The sequence below is a fragment of the Apilactobacillus zhangqiuensis genome (assembly GCF_019656215.1).
Classification (GTDB): Bacteria; Bacillota; Bacilli; order Lactobacillales; family Lactobacillaceae; genus Apilactobacillus; species Apilactobacillus zhangqiuensis.
In genome coordinates, this window is sequence record NZ_BPLK01000003.1 from 172,041 (window position 1) to 188,251 (window position 16,211).

Annotated in this window: 18 protein-coding genes and 1 other annotated feature (1 of these 19 only partly in view); of the genes, 2 read left to right on the forward strand and 16 right to left on the reverse strand. The window is 34.4% G+C overall.

What is annotated here, in order from left to right:
* Positions 1-11 (reverse strand) — a binding site (T-box leader) (it extends 208 nt beyond the left edge of the window).
* Positions 12-46: 35 nt separating this feature from the next.
* From K5Q07_RS03540 to K5Q07_RS03550, 3 genes are read right to left on the reverse strand one after another with little or no spacing between them, the layout of a single operon-like run.
* Positions 47-394 carry a winged helix-turn-helix transcriptional regulator gene (locus K5Q07_RS03540; RefSeq protein ID WP_220729648.1) on the reverse strand — a complete coding sequence of 116 codons (348 nt, stop codon included), beginning with the start codon at positions 392-394 and terminating at the stop codon, positions 47-49.
* Positions 373-900: an HD domain-containing protein gene (locus tag K5Q07_RS03545; RefSeq protein ID WP_220729650.1), complete on the reverse strand. Its 528-nt coding sequence runs from the start codon at positions 898-900 to the stop codon at positions 373-375. The genes K5Q07_RS03540 and K5Q07_RS03545 overlap by 22 nt, the downstream gene beginning before the upstream one ends.
* 24 nt (positions 901-924) lie before the next feature.
* On the reverse strand, positions 925-1,695 hold the full coding sequence (locus tag K5Q07_RS03550) for a TrmH family RNA methyltransferase (RefSeq protein ID WP_220729651.1): 771 nt from the start codon (positions 1,693-1,695) through the stop codon (positions 925-927).
* 102 nt (positions 1,696-1,797) lie between these two features.
* Here K5Q07_RS03550 and K5Q07_RS03555 point away from each other — a divergent pair, with 102 nt between their 5' ends.
* Positions 1,798-2,073 (forward strand): acylphosphatase, encoded by a 276-nt coding sequence (locus K5Q07_RS03555; RefSeq protein ID WP_220729652.1) that lies wholly within the window; start codon positions 1,798-1,800, stop codon positions 2,071-2,073.
* 75 nt (positions 2,074-2,148) lie between these two features.
* Complete coding sequence (gene yidC, locus K5Q07_RS03560) at positions 2,149-3,075, forward strand: membrane protein insertase YidC (RefSeq protein ID WP_220729653.1); 927 nt, start codon at positions 2,149-2,151, stop codon at positions 3,073-3,075.
* A 44-nt stretch (positions 3,076-3,119) separates the two neighbouring features.
* On the opposite strand, the gene K5Q07_RS03565 is transcribed toward yidC, so the two are convergent.
* From K5Q07_RS03565 to K5Q07_RS03625, 13 genes are all read right to left on the reverse strand, one after another.
* Complete coding sequence (locus tag K5Q07_RS03565) at positions 3,120-3,995, reverse strand: aldose 1-epimerase family protein (protein ID WP_251067628.1); 876 nt, start codon at positions 3,993-3,995, stop codon at positions 3,120-3,122.
* 67 nt (positions 3,996-4,062) lie between these two features.
* Positions 4,063-4,974, reverse strand: coding sequence for a tyrosine recombinase XerC (gene xerC / locus K5Q07_RS03570; protein WP_220729655.1), 912 nt, complete (start codon positions 4,972-4,974; stop codon positions 4,063-4,065).
* A 66-nt stretch (positions 4,975-5,040) separates the two neighbouring features.
* Complete coding sequence (gene topA, locus K5Q07_RS03575) at positions 5,041-7,149, reverse strand: type I DNA topoisomerase (protein WP_220729657.1); 2,109 nt, start codon at positions 7,147-7,149, stop codon at positions 5,041-5,043.
* A 52-nt stretch (positions 7,150-7,201) separates the two neighbouring features.
* Positions 7,202-8,080 (reverse strand): DNA-processing protein DprA, encoded by an 879-nt coding sequence (gene dprA / locus K5Q07_RS03580; RefSeq protein ID WP_220729659.1) that lies wholly within the window; start codon positions 8,078-8,080, stop codon positions 7,202-7,204.
* Positions 8,081-8,117: 37 nt separating this feature from the next.
* The gene (gene rnhB / locus K5Q07_RS03585; protein WP_220729661.1) at positions 8,118-8,885 is read right to left on the reverse strand and encodes a ribonuclease HII; all 768 of its coding nucleotides are present in this window, start codon (positions 8,883-8,885) and stop codon (positions 8,118-8,120) included.
* Position 8,886: 1 nt separating this feature from the next.
* On the reverse strand, positions 8,887-9,744 hold the full coding sequence (gene ylqF, locus K5Q07_RS03590; RefSeq protein WP_220729663.1) for a ribosome biogenesis GTPase YlqF: 858 nt from the start codon (positions 9,742-9,744) through the stop codon (positions 8,887-8,889).
* 96 nt (positions 9,745-9,840) lie between these two features.
* Entirely contained in the window at positions 9,841-10,059 is a 219-nt protein-coding gene (locus K5Q07_RS03595) for a YozE family protein (RefSeq protein ID WP_054606603.1), read from the reverse strand.
* A gap of 10 nt (positions 10,060-10,069) precedes the next feature.
* Positions 10,070-10,660 carry a YpmS family protein gene (locus tag K5Q07_RS03600; RefSeq protein WP_220729665.1) on the reverse strand — a complete coding sequence of 197 codons (591 nt, stop codon included), beginning with the start codon at positions 10,658-10,660 and terminating at the stop codon, positions 10,070-10,072.
* Positions 10,661-10,671: 11 nt separating this feature from the next.
* A complete protein-coding gene (locus K5Q07_RS03605) occupies positions 10,672-11,556 on the reverse strand; it encodes a GDSL-type esterase/lipase family protein (RefSeq protein ID WP_220729667.1) in 885 nt (294 codons plus the stop codon).
* Positions 11,557-11,612: 56 nt separating this feature from the next.
* Positions 11,613-12,104, reverse strand: coding sequence for a dihydrofolate reductase (locus K5Q07_RS03610; protein WP_220729669.1), 492 nt, complete (start codon positions 12,102-12,104; stop codon positions 11,613-11,615).
* A gap of 22 nt (positions 12,105-12,126) precedes the next feature.
* Positions 12,127-13,077: a thymidylate synthase gene (locus tag K5Q07_RS03615; RefSeq protein WP_220729671.1), complete on the reverse strand. Its 951-nt coding sequence runs from the start codon at positions 13,075-13,077 to the stop codon at positions 12,127-12,129.
* A 10-nt stretch (positions 13,078-13,087) separates the two neighbouring features.
* Positions 13,088-14,989: an ABC-F family ATP-binding cassette domain-containing protein gene (locus K5Q07_RS03620; RefSeq protein ID WP_220729673.1), complete on the reverse strand. Its 1,902-nt coding sequence runs from the start codon at positions 14,987-14,989 to the stop codon at positions 13,088-13,090.
* A gap of 12 nt (positions 14,990-15,001) precedes the next feature.
* On the reverse strand, positions 15,002-16,201 hold the full coding sequence (locus tag K5Q07_RS03625) for a CCA tRNA nucleotidyltransferase (protein ID WP_220729675.1): 1,200 nt from the start codon (positions 16,199-16,201) through the stop codon (positions 15,002-15,004).
* Between the last annotated feature and the right edge of the window lie 10 nt (positions 16,202-16,211).

Genomic DNA, 16,211 nt, shown 5'->3' on the forward strand with positions numbered 1-16,211 from the left:
AACACATTTAACTAAATAATATCTTAAAAACATTAGTCGGTCAAGGTTAATCGTTAATATCACACCATTGATCTGACCAGTCATGAATTTGTTTCATAATTGGTTCCAATGCTTCTCCTTTTTCAGTTAATTCATATTGAATTAACGAAGAATCACAAAATGTTTTACGAGTAATGACACCGTCTTCTTCAAGTTCTTTTAGTCTTTCAACTAACACACGATCACTACACTTAGAAACAACGTTTGCTATACATTTGAAACGTTGTGGGCCATTTACCAATAGTGTTTCAATAATTAAGCCATTCCATTTCTTTCCTAGCATTTGAAAAGTTTGTTCAAACTTAGGACACAAACGAAAATCGATTGTGGTATTCATTTGACTTTCTTTTGCCATGAATTAACCTCCTTTTTATCATGTCTATTTTTAATTTTGTTTTTTAAATTTTGGTATTTAGGTGCGAAATATTCTCGAATAGCATCGTAGTCATCGATAAGAGAAACTATCACACTTTCCGCATACTTGGGCTTTGTTAAAGTTAATCCCCACATGTGTTTAGTGATGATGTCTCGTTCCTTATCATTTAGATTAGTTATTTTTTCAGCATTTCTAAGCGCTACTCTTGGGTGCATATAAGCATGTGAACCCAATCTAAATTTACTTTCTCGCCAATCATAGAAGAATAAATCATGAAGTAATCCGCCTCGTGCAGTAGATTTGGCATCTAAGCCAAACTTCTTGGCAATTAAATAACTTTCGTATGACACATGAATACAATGTTGTAAACGAGTTGATGAATGATGTTGGATATAGTTATCTAGTCTCAATACTTCTGGACTGTTTAGTAAATCAGAAACATAGCTAACATATTCTTTATCATTTCGCCATGCATCTTCTTTCAATATACTATCTCCTAACTAAATAATTTATTTTTTAAGATGGAACATTGCGATTCCAGCAGCAATCGCTACGTTTAGTGATTCTGCTCTTCCCTTGATAGGAATATATAGATTTTTAGTGGTCTGGTCAAGTATTTTATCTTGCATTCCATTACCTTCATTTCCCATAACTAAGGCGAATGCATCCTGTTTTTCTATTTGATCATAACTCACTGCTTGAGGGTTTAATTCAGTCCCATAAACAGGAACATTGTTGTCTTTAAACTTACTAATCCAATCAAGTAAGTCACCTTCCAGTAACTTCAAGTGGAATTGACTGCCTTGCATTGAACGTAATACCTTAGGATTAAATTGACTTGAAGTCCCTTCACCAAAGATAACGCCATCAAATCCTGCTGCATCAGCAGTTCTGACCATGGTTCCGATGTTTCCAGGATCTTGAATTTGATCTAGTAAAAGCCATGAACCTTTCATATCTAATGAATCAAAATGGTCCTCTTTTGGTAATTCGACAATTCCAAAAATGCCTTGAGGAGTTGAAGTTGAACCCAATGCTTTTGAAACATCATCGGTGATTTCAATCACTTCTCCGTTAAAAACATCAATTTCATTTTGGTGTAATTCATATTGTTTGTTAGTTGTTAATATTACTTCAACGTTTTGATTAGCATTAATTGCTTCAGATACTAAATGCCAACTTTCCAATATATATTGGTTACTATTTACACGACCCTTTTTGGTTTTTAGCTTAGACCATTTTTTTACTCGTTCGTTTTTTGCAGAAACAATTTTTTCCATTACTGGATATGACCCCTTTAAATTAATTATCTTTCCTATTATTTTAGCATAATAATGGAATAAAACATATATGTTACTATTGTTTAGTAAGGAGGAACCAATATGACCAATAAAAATATTGAAATAATCGTTTTAGGAAGAGTTCAAGGGGTTGGCTTTCGCTACAGCACTAAAAAAGTTGCCGATCGATTGAATCTAAACGGTTTTGTGCAAAATCTAATGGATGGCACAGTGTTGATTCATGTTAGTGGTGAATCATCAATAGTCGATGAATTTGTCTCTGAAATCAAAGCTTCACCTACCCCTTACGGACGTGTAGACAACATTAAGATTAATAATATTAATGAAATTTACGGTAAAGGGTTTATAATAAAATAATTCGGACTTTTGTCTGATATAATTCCATTTTTCTGGTATTATTGTAAATGAAATTTACATGAAAGGTTTTTTGTAATGAAAAAATTGAAAAGATTCAGTGCCCTATCCTTGATTGGAGTAATGGCTTTAGTCCTTTCAGGATGTGTGCGTGTGGATTCTAACGGTAAACCATATGGTCTTACATATGAATACCTTGCTCTACCGGGTCAACACATTCTAGACTTTATTGCCAGATTCTGTGGTGGATACGGCTGGGCAATTATCATTTTAACTATTATCGTTAGAATGATCTTACTTCCTGCAATGATTAGTCAAACTAAGAAGTCTACTATCATGCAAGAAAAAATGAGTTTCATCAAGCCTAAGATGAAAGAAATCCAAGAAAGACAAAAAAATGCTTCTTCAAAAGAAGAACAAATGAAGATTCAACAAGAAATGATGCAACTATACAGGGATAACAACATTAGCATGGCCGGTGGTATTGGTTGTCTACCATTAATCATTCAAATGCCAATTTACCTTGCCCTATATAACGGAATTCGTTTCTCACCTGAAGTTTCACACACTATGTTCTTAGGTGTAAAACTTGGTGATAAGAGTCTAATCTTGGTTGCTTTATCATTCTTAGCATACGTTCTTCAAGGATACCTAATGACATTAGGCCTTCCAGAAGATCAAAAGAAACAAATGAAGATGATGTCTTACTTCACACCAATCATGATTGTGTTAGTTACTTTCAGTGCACCTGCTGGACTAGGTATTTACTTCTTCATTAGCGGATTATTTGCTTGTTTACAAACATTAATCATCAACATGTACCGTCCAAAGATTAGAGCAGAAGTTGCAGCACAAGCGGCTGCTCAAGCTCAAAGTGATGAAAAGGTAATTCTACACGACGTGGAAGAAGAAGATTCATCAAATCAACCTGAACAAATCGACGTTCAAGAACATGATACTCATGAAGATTTAAGAAAACGTAATTCAGGAAAACAAAATAGATAAACAAAAAAACACCTTTTAAAAGGTGTTTTTTTGTTTATCTATTTTTAGAAGAATAATAAATCATACTTTGCAGCAAATTCTTTATCAGGACTAATCTTATTAATTCCGACTTTATGTTCAATTTTTCCGTCTGTATGAACATCATCAGCAATTCCCCACCATGGTTCAAGACAAACGAATGGTGCATCCTTTGCTGACCATAATCCACCATATTCAATGTCATATGCTGTCATTGAAACTCCGTGATCAGATACGTCATTGGATAAAATCGTGGTAAATTCTTTATTCTTTATCTCAACTACTTTAGCATCATCATAAAATAACTCATGAGATAACTGAATTGGTTGGTCTAAATCAATTTTTTCAACCTTTTCAAGGTTAGCATATGGAACGTCAAATTGAATTTGATCGTATGTGCCTTTATTAGCGAATCGAACGGAATAATCATCATATTGCTCACTTCCATCCTTTACCAATGGAACATTGAATGCTGGATGGGCACCAACTGAGAAATACATTTCTTTTGTATCAGTATTATAAACGTTGATGTTAGTGGTCAACTTATGATCATTCAATTCATAGTGAATAATTAATTTAAAAGCAAAAGGATACATCTTTTTAGTTTCTTCATTACTAGCGAGTTGTAAGTCAATCCAATCATTTCCTTGGTCTAATGCTTCGAATTCCATATCCCTTGCAAAACCGTGTTGACCCATTTCATAAGCCTTTCCGTCGTAGGTATATTGATTATCCTTTAGTCGACCGACAATTGGAAATAAAATTGGCGCGTGACGGGCCCAATATTTTTTGTCCCCTGACCAAATGTATTCTAATCCATCGGAATTTTGAACGCTATTAATTTCAGCACCATGTGTGTTGATTTTTACTTTTAAGTATTCATTACTAATTGTTTTAATCATAGTCTCCCCCCTAACAAATTTGTACTTTCATTTTACAATAAAGCGCTTTCATTATGCAATTATTATATTAAGATCGTGGAAAAAACTTGTTGTAATCACGTAATAAATGTTCGTTAGATACATGGGTGTAAATTTGTGTGGTTGATAAACTACTATGGCCAAGTAATTCTTGAACCGTCCGCAAATCAGCCCCATTATTCAACATTTCAGTGGCAAAAGTATGTCTTAACATATGTGGATGAATATTGGTCGTCAATGATGTTTGTTTAACAATCTCATCCAAGATGTATTCTACTCCACGACTCGTTAATTCGTCACCATATTGGTTTACGAAAACGTAATCGTGATGCTTATGATATTTGTTTACCAGTAAGTCTCGACACTTTGTTCGATAGCTCTTTAAAGCATTAATCAAGTAATTACCAAATGGTAAGAACCTTTGCTTATTTCCTTTACCAATGACCTTAATAATTCGATTATCAAAATCAATATCGCTGAATTGTAGATTAACACATTCACTTACACGCATCCCCGTATCATATAGAATCTCAATAATCGCGTAATTTCTGTAACTAAGCATTTCATTTTTGCCATGCTTTGCTGCTTCAAACAATTCATACAATTCTTTTTGATAAAAGAAACGTGGCAAATGATTCGGATGTTTCTTTAGATTTACTTGATCAAACGGATTCTGTGAAACTACATCATTTCTTTCCAAGAAGTGAAAGAAAGAACGTAGTGATGAAATCTTTCTGATAACCGTATTTCTACTCTCATCGCGTTTCTTTAAAATCGTTAGATAGTTACTAACGTCTAAATCATCAGTTTGCTGTAAATTACGATCTTCTTCCTCTAGCGTTTTTACGAATTCATTGATATCAGATTGATAAGCAACTGATGTATTTTCAGAATATTGACGCTCATTGATTAAATACTCCATGTACCATTCGATTAATTCTTCATCTTGATATTTTTTCATTGTCTATCTCTCTTATCTTATTAAACTAATAGCCCCTAAGAGTTTTAAATCTTTAGGGGCTATTAACTATTTTTGCACGGATTCTTCGTAATCACCGTTAGGACATACCACTTGGGTACCACCTTTAATCTTCTTTTCTACCAAGAAGTTACCGTCCTTTGGGCAGTCTCTTCCGATTGGCTTATCCCATGTAACAAAATCACATTCAGGATATCTTGAACAACCATAGAAGATACGATTCTTCTTTGATTTACGTTCAATGACGTCACCTTTCTTACATTTTGGACATGTAACGCCAATCTTTTTAACAATAGCTTGTGTGTTTCGACAATCTGGGAATCTAGAACAAGCATAGAACTTACCATATCTGCCCATCTTGATAACCATTGGAGCACCACAGACTTCACAGTTGTATCCAGCTGGTTCATCTTTGATTTGAACATCTTCCATGTTCTTTTCAGCATTTTTAACTTCTTTTTCAAATGGTCTGAAGTACTTGTCGACAACTTCAACCCAGTTTTGCTTAGCTTCTTCAATTTCATCTAAGTTATTTTCTAAATCAGCAGTAAATTCGATATTAACAATATCTGGGAAGTATTCTTCAATGATATTATTAACAATTTCACCTAGTTCAGTAGGTTCAAATCTTCTACCAACTAACTTAACGTAGTACCTCTTTTGAATAGTACTTAAAGTTGGTGCGAAGGTAGATGGTCTACCCACACCGTTTTCTTCAAGTGTTCTGATTAGCTTAGCTTCACTGTATCTAGCAGGTGGTTGAGTAAAGTGTTGATCTGGATTATTCTTAGCCATCTTCACTTCGTCACCCTTAGCTAAGTCAGGTAAGATATTATCTTTTTCTTTTCCCTTGTTATAAACCTTTAGGAAACCTTCAAACTTAAGCTTTGAACCATTTGCTCTGAAATCAACACCGTTTTGTTCCATGTCTACTGTCATAGTATCCATGATTGCAGGAGTCATTTGACTAGCCATAAATCTTGACCAAATTAAGTTATATAACTTGTATTGATCGTTAGTTAGGTATTGTTTCAAACTAGCAGGTGTTCTCTTAACAGAAGTTGGACGAATTGCTTCATGGGCATCTTGAGCACCTTCTGGTAATTTACCCTTCACTGGTTTAGTAGCAGCGAATTCTTCACCGTACTTATCATGAATAAATTCAGATGCTTCGTGCTTAGCTAAAGCAGAAATTCTAGTTGAATCAGTTCTCATGTAGGTAATTAAACCTTGGTTACCATCTTTACCAATATTAATACCTTCATATAATTGTTGAGCAGCCATCATTGTCTTACCAGTCTTAAAGTTCAACTTAACGTTGGCGTCTTGTTGCATTGTACTGGTTGTGAATGGTGGTTGAGGTTGTCTCTTACGTTCCTTTTTAACAACGTTTTGAACCTCAAATGGTTTATTCTTATCAAATTTAGCTAGAACCGCTTGAACTTCATCATTGCTGTTTAGTTCAGCCTTCTTAGCGTTCACTCCATAAAAACTGGCCTTGAATGCTTCTCTTCCCTTCTTCATGTCAGCATCAATAGTCCAATATTCCTTTGGAACGAATTCTTTAATTTCGCGTTCTCTTTGAATGATTAGCCATAGTGCAATTGATTGAACACGTCCAGCACTTAAACCCTTTTTAACCTTTTTCCATAATAGTGGAGAAATTGAATAACCTACTAAACGGTCCAAAACACGACGAGCTTGTTGAGCATCAACTAAGTTCATGTCAATTTCTCGAGGATTCTTAAACGCTTCTTTAACAGCATCCTTAGTAATTTCATGGAAAGCAACACGATTCTTATCGTCTTCCTTTAAACCAAGTAAGTGGGATAGATGCCATGCAATTGATTCACCTTCTCTATCCGGGTCAGATGCAAGGTAAACATTTTTTGCTTTTTTCGCTTCAGCCTTTAGTTCCTTGATTGTTTCACCTTTACCACGAATAGAAATGTAATGAGGTTCAAAATCATTATCAACATCTACACCCATCTTACTCTTTGGCAAATCTCTAACGTGACCCTTACTAGCAATCACACGGTAGGTTCTACCTAGGTATTTTTGAATGGTCTTAGCCTTGGTTGGAGATTCGACAATAACTAACTTCTTTTTTGCCGACTGTCTTTTTTTCTTTGTTGTTGATTTTGTAGTAGTCGCCATTTACATCCCTCGTCATTTATTTCTTTATTTAATATCACCCAAAGGCCAATTATTAATATTTATATTCTTCTAATATGTCTTTGGCAGTAATTACTGGCTTGGCACCAGCTTGAATTAAATCATTACAACCAACCGACAATTCACTATCAATTCTTCCTGGAATCGATAGAACATTTCGGTTATTTTGTAGTGCTAAATTAGCGGTGATTAAACTACCAGATCTATACTTGGCTTCCGTTACCAATATAGAACGTACCAATCCAGCTATAATTCGATTTCTTTCCGGAAAATGATATCTCGCTGGTCGACAACCAACTGGATACTCGCTTAGCAACAAATGATTTTTGGCAATCGTTCGTTGTAGCGACTCATTTTCTCTTGGATAATATTGATCTAAACCGGTTCCAATCACGGCAATTGTTTTCCCATGATTGGCAATTGCTGCCAAGTGAGCTAGTCGATCCACTCCCTTGGCTAATCCAGAAACAATTGTAATCTGATTTTGAATAATTTCAGGCATCAAGCGTCTAATTACTTCTACAGAATATTCCGTATTGTTTCTAGAACCAACAATTGCTAATGCTTCATTTGTTAAAAGCCCTAAATCACCAAAATAAAATAACACAATTGGTGGCAAGTATGCTTCTTTTAAATTCTCCGGATATAAGTCATCTATAATGGAAATCCATTTAACATGATTTATATGATGATCAAGTTCACTATTTAATTTATCACTATTAAAGGAATTAATAAATGTTTTTGATTTATTTTTAGATAACATTAATGTTTCTGCAATCTCATCAGCAGTCATATCCAACTGCTCTGGAATTACGTTAAAATTACTTTTTAACCACTCATAAAACTTATATTCCGACTTAATTCCAATGCCTCTGGTTAATTTAAGTTTTAATAATAATACTCTTGTTTTCATATATACCTCCAGTTTTATAAGGTATATACGAAAAAAGTTAATTCAATAAATCAGATACGGGTTTAAAACTTCTTCGATGAATTGGTGTCGCACCATATTTATTTAAAGCGTCTAGATGTTTTTTAGTCCCATATCCAGCATTGTTGGCTAAATCGTATTCTGGATATTGATTATCGTATTGTTTCATTAAGTCATCACGATAGGTCTTAGCCAGGATGCTTGCAGAAGATACACTGGCACTCTTTGCATCACCCTTAATCAATTTAAGTTGGTGAATATCAACATCGATTTGCATTGCATCAACGATGATTTCTTGTGGTAATTCTTTTAGTCCCATTACCGCTTCTTTCATCGCTACTCTAGTTGCCTCATAGATATTAATATCATCAATTAATTTGTTGTCAGCAATTCCATAAGAAAAATCAATTGCTTTAGCTTTAATTTGCTCAGATAGTTCATATCTTTTCTTTTCAGAAAGTTGTTTGGAATCATTTACTTCATAGACATCAAAATCGTGAGGTAAAACAACAGCGCAAGCAACAACAGGCCCCGCTAGTGGTCCTCTTCCTACCTCATCGACTCCAGCAATGACATTAATTCCCTTCTTCCAGAAATCATGTTCATACTTTAGTCGTTGTTGAAATTCCTCTTTTTCTAGATTTATCTTCTCAATCTGTTTAACACGTTGCGTGATTAATTTTTGCACGCCAACCCTACTATCATCCTTGTACTTTGCAAACAATTCTGAGTTTAAATCATCAACAGACTTTAAAATTTCTTTGATATCTTTGATTGATTCAGCCATTTTATTCTTCCTCTTCTGAAGATAAATCGTTAACATCGTCTAGAGTAAAACGACCTATCTTACCTTTTCTGGAGTCTAAGATAATTCTCATTGAGGCTCTTTCGTAATCATCTTGCATGCCGACTTTTTGAGTAATTTTTAGCAGCAAGTCAACATCAGATAGTTCCATGTCATCTTCTGATAAGTGGTATCTATCGATTAACTCTTTTGGATTAGTGGTTCTAAAGAAATGAAGAGCAAACAAACCAACATCGTCACTATGGTAGATGCTGTCCTTGATTGCACCGGTCATCGCTAATTTATTGGCAATGTCATCATTTTGAAATTTAGGCCATAAAATACCTGGTGTATCTAATAGTTCTAGTTCATCACTTGATTTTAGCCATTGTTGACCCTTAGTAACTCCGGCACGGTTACCAACTTGAGCAGCACGTCGCTTAACAATTTGGTTCAATAGAGTTGACTTCCCAACGTTTGGAACACCGACACAAATTGCTCGAATGACTTTCTTATCGAATCCTTTTTCCTTGGCATCAACGATCTTGTCTGCTAATAAATCCTTAACGACTTTGGTGATGTATTTACCAGTAGTATTTTTCTTTGAATCAATTGCAATTGCAGCATATCCTTGATTCTTAAAGTATGACAACCATTGGTTGGTAATATTTGGATTTGCCAAATCTGCCTTAGTAAGAATCATTAGTCTGGGCTTACCTTGACTAATTCTTGCTACTTCAGGATTAATGGAACTAAATGGGCATCTTGCATCCACCAGTTCAAATACAATATCTACTAAATGAATATTTTCTTCAAATTGACGAATTGCTTTCGCCATATGTCCTGGAAACCATTGAATCATATTTTATCCGCTCCTAACTTATATATATTAATTGTACTATATTAAGCACTAAAAATTAATCACCAAAAAATGAACCTAAATAATTAGGTTCATTTTTTAGTGTTTACTATTTTGAAAATTCATCCAAGCATCATCAAAAATTGTCATACTTGGTAAATAACTAGCATTTTCTTCCAAGTACTCTGAAATTTCATCATAATCAATAGATTGCTTGGGAAATGATTGATCGTAAAATGCATTATTCGCAAATTGAGCAACCGCTTCGGTACTCTTAGGGTTACGTTCAGTCATTAAATACTGGTAAAAACTTTTCATAGTTACTCCTTTATTGATTAGGGATTAGGACTTTAAATTCGAAATCACCATCGCCATTCATATCAATCTTATTAGCTTGGTAAGAAAGTTCTTTCTTGCCACCTAATTTATTAACATGTAAGATAATGCGACTGTTCTTACTATCTAGTTCAACCCACTTTGGAACGTTATAATGCTTACCAACATAACCAATGACAAAGCGAGGTGGAACGTTTAGCTTACCAATTTCCAATTTGCTAGCGGTTAATTCAACATCACCGTTGCTTAACAAATGTGGATCTAAGCTTAATAGATAGCCAACTTTTGAACCTAGAAGTGTAATCTTACCATAAACATAGGCCTGTTTGTCCACCCAGAATTTATAATCCATGTTACTTGATTTCTTTTCAAACTTCTCTAGATAGTAACTGGATAAAGCGTTAATCTGCTTCTTTTTTAGACTAACACTAATTGGTGTGTTGTTCTTTGATGCTGTTCCCATTTGAGGGTTTACCGGTTCACTATTCATTTGCTTCCAAGCATAAAATGCACCACCAAGTAATACAATTACCAATAAAATGAATAGATACTTAAATAATTTTTTCTCTTTTCTTTTTTCCATTACAATTGCCTCTAATTCCAGTCATTATATTTAAATAGTTGAGATACTAGTCTGTCAGTCATGTAATTATAACCCCTGTTATTTGGATGGAAATGATCATCCGGAGAAATATAATTGTTTAACTCACCCTTTGTATCATCTAATTTTAAAATATCCAATGGATTAAAACTTACTTCATCACTTGATTCAATTAACTTTTCTTTTTGAACTTTACTCTTATATTGTCCATATGAAAGTGGTGTGATGTCAACAAAATGAGCTTTTTTATCTCTTAGCACAACACCAGATGTTATTTGATTATACTTGTCGACGTATTGATTAATAACATTAACGTTAGCAAAGTACACATAAATTGGGTTGTAGATACCAAATACATAAATTGGTGCTTTTTTATTTTCCTTACGAATATCATTCATTAACTTATTGACCTTAGCTTGGTAAGTAATAGAAGCCTGTTTCATTCTACTATTAAATTTAGCTTTACCATCGACTAATGCATTACTTTGTAAACTCTGTAGTAAGTCATTACCACCAACGGTCAAAACAATGATGTTAGCTTTTTTCAAACTACTTGAGAGTCCCTTAACATTGTTTTGTACTCGTTTATCGATTTGATCACTGCGTTGACCCGCAATCCCATAATTAAAGGTAGTAACATTTTTATATCCTTTTTTATTCAAGGCTTGTTTAGTTCTTGATACATATCCGCCAGCTTTTTTAGGATCACCAACCCCCTGTGTTAATGAATCTCCTAAAGCAACGATTGAAACCTTTTTGTTCTTGTTTACATTAGTAATCTTAGCGTTATGGCTAACGTTAGAATAAACTTGATAGCTTATTCCTGCTACACCAAATACTAAAATCAAAAATAGTAAAAACTTCAATATTTTTTTCATAATAATCACCCCATAAAAAAAGGTTATGTAGCAATCCATAACCTTCCTTTATTATTTTATTTACGTTTAAATATTTCAAAACGGTATGGATAAATATTCTTATCATCAATGATTCCTTGTTTAGTTGATACCAAATCAAATTGACTGTAATCAATGTTTGGCATCTTAGTATCCCCATCAAATTCGTGGTCGATGACCGTCTTGTATAAACGATCCACATATGGAAGTAATTCGGCAAATATTTTAGCGCCACCAACAACGAAGATTTCTTTATCACTAAATTTCTTCGCAAAAGCTAGAAATTCTTCCAGAGTATTAAAAACAACAACATCATCTGGATATTCACTCTTGTCGTGACTAGTCAAAACAGTGTTTAAACGATTTGGTAATGGTCGTTTAAAACTTTCATATGTTGTTCTTCCAGCCATAATGATTTGATGTGTAGTTGTCTCCTTAAAGTACTTCATATCTGCTGGTAAATGCCATGGTAGTCCGCCATTTAAACCAATAATATGATTATCTGATTCAGCCCATAAAAATGAAATCATTAGTAATAGTCCCCTTTATTATTTATACCGCTACCGGTGCCTTAATTGGATCGTGATGTTTATAATCAATTACTTTAATGTCATCCATATCATAATCAAAAATACTTTCCTTGTCAGGATTTAACCATAATTTTGGCGCTTCATAAGGTTCTCTGCTTAATTGTTCTTCAACTTGAGAAACATGGTTGGAGTAAATGTGAGCATCCCCTAAAGTATGGATAAATTCACCAAGTTCTAGTCCACATTCCTTAGCAATTAGTGAAGTTAGTAATGCGTAACTTGCGATATTAAAAGGTACTCCTAAGAAAATATCACCAGAACGTTGATATAATTGGCAGCTTAATTTCCCGTCATTTACATAAAATTGGAACATTGTGTGACAAGGTGGCAATGCTACAAAAGGAATGTCTTCTGGATTCCAAGCAGAAACAATTAATCTTCTTGAATCAGGATTCTTTTTAATTTGGTCAATTACGTTTTGAATTTGATCAATAGTGCCACCAGTAGTCGTCTTCCATTTACGCCATTGACTCCCATAAACAAGTCCTAAGTCACCATACTTCTTAGCAAAGTCGTCATCTTCGACGATTCTTTGGCAGAACTTTTTCTTTTCGGCTAAGTATTGCTTCTTAAATTCTGCATCCTTTTCAGCTCTCAAACCAAAATCAGTCATGTCAGGGCCTTCGTATTCGTCTGATTCAACCCAGTTCTTAAATGCCCATTCATCCCAGATGTGGTTCTTGTGCTTTAGTAAGAATTGAATATTAGTGTCCCCACGTAAGAACCATAATAATTCACTCTTAATTAATCCAAAAGGAACCTTTTTAGTAGTTAACAATGGAAAACCTTTAGATAAATCAAAGCGCATTTGGTATCCAAATGTACTAATTGTTCCTGTTCCTGTTCTGTCTTCTTTACGATGGCCATTTTCTAAAACGTATTTGGCAAGATTTAAATAAGCATCTTCTAACATGTCATTACCCCTATTCAACGTATTCGCTTAAATATTCCCAGCGACTAATTTTTTCGTCGGACTGTTTATTTAAGTCGTCAATCTTTAATTGTGTTTCAGCCAGTTTATCATAATCATTTCCCAAATGGGTCATTTCTTCTTTTAATTGATTGATTTGTTGATCCAAATCATCAATTTCTTTTTCTAACTGATCGTATTCCATTTGTTCAGCATAAGTTAATTTCTTTTTGGTAGTTTTTTCCTCTGCTGGTTGTTCTTCTTTTTTCTTTGCAGCATGTTCAACATGTGCTTGTTTTTTCTCTGTCTTGTTTTGTTCAGCTGCTTGTTTTAAGTAGTCAGTGAACAAGCCAACATGACTTTCGATATCGCCATCACCGTTAAAGATTAATAGACGGTTGGCAACCTTATCTAGGAAGTAACGGTCATGGGAAACGGTAATTACGGTTCCACTGAAGTGTGAGATGTAATCTTCTAGCACCGTTAAAGTCGAGATATCTAAGTCATTTGTTGGTTCATCAAGTAGTAAAACGTTTGGTTGTTGCATCAATAATTTCAATAAATACAAACGACGCTTTTCACCACCAGATAATTTACGGATTAGTGTCCCATGCATGAACTTTGGAAATAGAAATTGCTCCAATAAGTCGGTAACACTAATCTTGTTTCCAGTATTATCGGTAACATGTTCACCAACATCGGTTAAGTAGTTGATTACACGCTTATCTTCTGGAATTGGTTCAGTTTGTTGTGTGTAATATGCCATCTTAACGGTTTCACCAATCTCAATTGTTCCACTGTCCAATGGTAATTTACCCGTAATCACGTTTAATAGTGATGACTTTCCGGCTCCATTTTCACCAGAAATCCCGATTCTTTCGTTTCGTTGAACTAAATCACTAAAGTTCTTCAAAATCGTTTTATTGTTTAAGGTTAGGTTCGCATCCTTAATTTCGATAACCTTTTTTCCTAGTCTTTGTTGACCTAAGTTAATATCAATATCTTCTTCAGTTTGTAAGTTACCGACATTTTCCTTTAAGTCGTTAAAACGATTAATTCTGGCTTGTTGCTTGGTCGTTCTGGCCTTAGCACCCTTCTTCATCCAAGCTAATTCTTGCTTGTATAATTTTTGCTTTTTATGTTCAGCAGCAACTTCTAAATCAACTCGTTCAGCCTTTTGTTCCAAGTAATCTTGATAATTACCGGTATATTCATAAAGGCTTCCGAATGATAATTCCCAAATCTTGTTAGCAATTTGATCCAAGAAGTATCGATCGTGGGTAACAAATAGTAACGCGCCCTTGTACTTTGCAAGATATTCTTGTAACCATTCAATTGAATCAAAATCCAAGTGGTTAGTAGGTTCGTCTAGGATTAATAAATCAGGTGATTGGATTAGGACTTGAGCTAGACCAACACGTCTTTTTTGTCCCCCCGATAGTGTGCTAACTACTTGATTAACATCATCAATCTTTAATTGGGTCAAAATAGTTTTAACATCATTTTCAGCATTCCATGCATCTTCCTCATTCATCTTAGCTTCAGCATCAAGATATTGTCTTTCTGCTTTAGGATCATCTGGATGATTGGAGTAGTTTTGCAATGTTTGTTCATATCTTCTGATTGTATTAAATATATCCTGACTACCGGCAAACACAGCTTCTAAGATGGTTAATGATTCATCCAATTCAGGTTGTTGTTTTAAATAACCGATTGTATAGGTCTTTGAGGTAATAATTTCACCAGTAGAATCAATATCTTCCTGTGATAAAACATTTAAAAGTGATGACTTACCACTACCGTTGGTTCCAATTAAACCAATTCGATCATGTTCGTTGATGATAAAGTCAAGATCCTTGAATAGCGTCTTTTCACCATATGTTTTAGTTAAAGCTTCCGCTCTTAACGTTTGCATTTAATCACTCTTTCACAATTTTTTTGCAGTCTCAATTAATTCAGCTTTTTCGTTTTGGAATTTACCATTAACAATTCCATTTTCAATTGCATATAATATTTTACCCAATGTTGGACCTGGTTTAACAACACCGTTTTTAATCAGGTCTCCACCATTGACCGCAATTTCTTTCTTATTTTTGATTGGTAAAGCATCATATTGAGCAGTCAACTCTTCTTCAGGCATGTCGAAACCATACATTTTAGCGATGTGGTTGGCCAATACCAAAAGTTCTTTACCAGTTTCATACATAGCCCATTTGTCTAAGGTGTCATCCCTTAGTTTTTCAATTGCTTTTGTACAAATTTCAGTATTCTTAATGACATCATTTGAAGCCTTCCACGCCTTTAGGAAGTGAGTAATTTCACTTCGATTAAGGCCAAATTCGAAGGATAATAACGACCAAACAGAAACTTCATTACTTAGACTTAAGTTATCAATTTTAGCGATAGCTTCCAAATTGTCTTTATGACCCGCAAATTCCGGAACATATTTGTACATGTCCGTATTCACCATATCTAAAATCCCTTGTTTAGGTCTTTTAGCCATCATCATCTTTACAAACTCGGTATAAGTTCTTTCAACCGCGATTTTTTCCAACAATTCACTGTTAGCCTTGATGGCGGATAAGGTATCTGATTCAATGTCAAAATCCAATTTACTAGCAAATCTGACTGCACGCATCATTCTTAATGCATCTTCGTGGAAACGTTCATTAGGATTACCAACAGCTCGAATAAGATGATTTTTTAGGTCTGTCAAACCATCGAACAAGTCAGTAACATCCCCATTTTCTCTCATCGCAAATGCGTTAATTGTAAAGTCACGACGCTTTAAGTCTTCCGCTAATGATCTTACAAATTCAACTTTGTCTGGTCTTCTAAAGTCTTGGTATCCAGATTCAGTTCTAAATGTGGTAATTTCATATCCCTTTTTATTATGAATTACCATTACCGTTCCGTGTTCAATTCCGGTATCTACTGTTTTCTTAAATATCTTTTTAATTTCTTCGGGATAAGCACTCGTTGCAATATCAACATCATGAATATCTAACCCTAATATTGTGTCACGAACACTTCCACCAACAAAATAAGCTTCGAATCCAGCATCTTCAATTTTTTGCATCACTGGACGAGCTTTTTCAAATTCGTTCGGTAAGTTTTCTATCTTCATTTTTATACCT

Excerpts from the sequence above, each read along its gene's own strand:
- K5Q07_RS03540 (WP_220729648.1), bottom strand. The coding sequence starts at position 394 with ATGGCAAAAGAAAGTCAAATGAATACCACAATCGATTTTCGTTTGTGT.
- K5Q07_RS03550 (WP_220729651.1), bottom strand. The coding sequence starts at position 1,695 with ATGGAAAAAATTGTTTCTGCAAAAAACGAACGAGTAAAAAAATGGTCT.
- K5Q07_RS03555 (WP_220729652.1), top strand. The coding sequence starts at position 1,798 with ATGACCAATAAAAATATTGAAATAATCGTTTTAGGAAGAGTTCAAGGG.
- yidC (WP_220729653.1), top strand. The coding sequence starts at position 2,149 with ATGAAAAAATTGAAAAGATTCAGTGCCCTATCCTTGATTGGAGTAATG.
- K5Q07_RS03565 (WP_251067628.1), bottom strand. The coding sequence starts at position 3,995 with ATGATTAAAACAATTAGTAATGAATACTTAAAAGTAAAAATCAACACA.
- xerC (WP_220729655.1), bottom strand. The coding sequence starts at position 4,974 with ATGAAAAAATATCAAGATGAAGAATTAATCGAATGGTACATGGAGTAT.
- topA (WP_220729657.1), bottom strand. The coding sequence starts at position 7,149 with ATGGCGACTACTACAAAATCAACAACAAAGAAAAAAAGACAGTCGGCA.
- dprA (WP_220729659.1), bottom strand. The coding sequence starts at position 8,080 with ATGAAAACAAGAGTATTATTATTAAAACTTAAATTAACCAGAGGCATT.
- rnhB (WP_220729661.1), bottom strand. The coding sequence starts at position 8,885 with ATGGCTGAATCAATCAAAGATATCAAAGAAATTTTAAAGTCTGTTGAT.
- ylqF (WP_220729663.1), bottom strand. The coding sequence starts at position 9,744 with ATGATTCAATGGTTTCCAGGACATATGGCGAAAGCAATTCGTCAATTT.
- K5Q07_RS03595 (WP_054606603.1), bottom strand. The coding sequence starts at position 10,059 with ATGAAAAGTTTTTACCAGTATTTAATGACTGAACGTAACCCTAAGAGT.
- K5Q07_RS03600 (WP_220729665.1), bottom strand. The coding sequence starts at position 10,660 with ATGGAAAAAAGAAAAGAGAAAAAATTATTTAAGTATCTATTCATTTTA.
- K5Q07_RS03605 (WP_220729667.1), bottom strand. The coding sequence starts at position 11,556 with ATGAAAAAAATATTGAAGTTTTTACTATTTTTGATTTTAGTATTTGGT.
- K5Q07_RS03610 (WP_220729669.1), bottom strand. The coding sequence starts at position 12,104 with ATGATTTCATTTTTATGGGCTGAATCAGATAATCATATTATTGGTTTA.
- K5Q07_RS03615 (WP_220729671.1), bottom strand. The coding sequence starts at position 13,077 with ATGTTAGAAGATGCTTATTTAAATCTTGCCAAATACGTTTTAGAAAAT.
- K5Q07_RS03620 (WP_220729673.1), bottom strand. The coding sequence starts at position 14,989 with ATGCAAACGTTAAGAGCGGAAGCTTTAACTAAAACATATGGTGAAAAG.
- K5Q07_RS03625 (WP_220729675.1), bottom strand. The coding sequence starts at position 16,201 with ATGAAGATAGAAAACTTACCGAACGAATTTGAAAAAGCTCGTCCAGTG.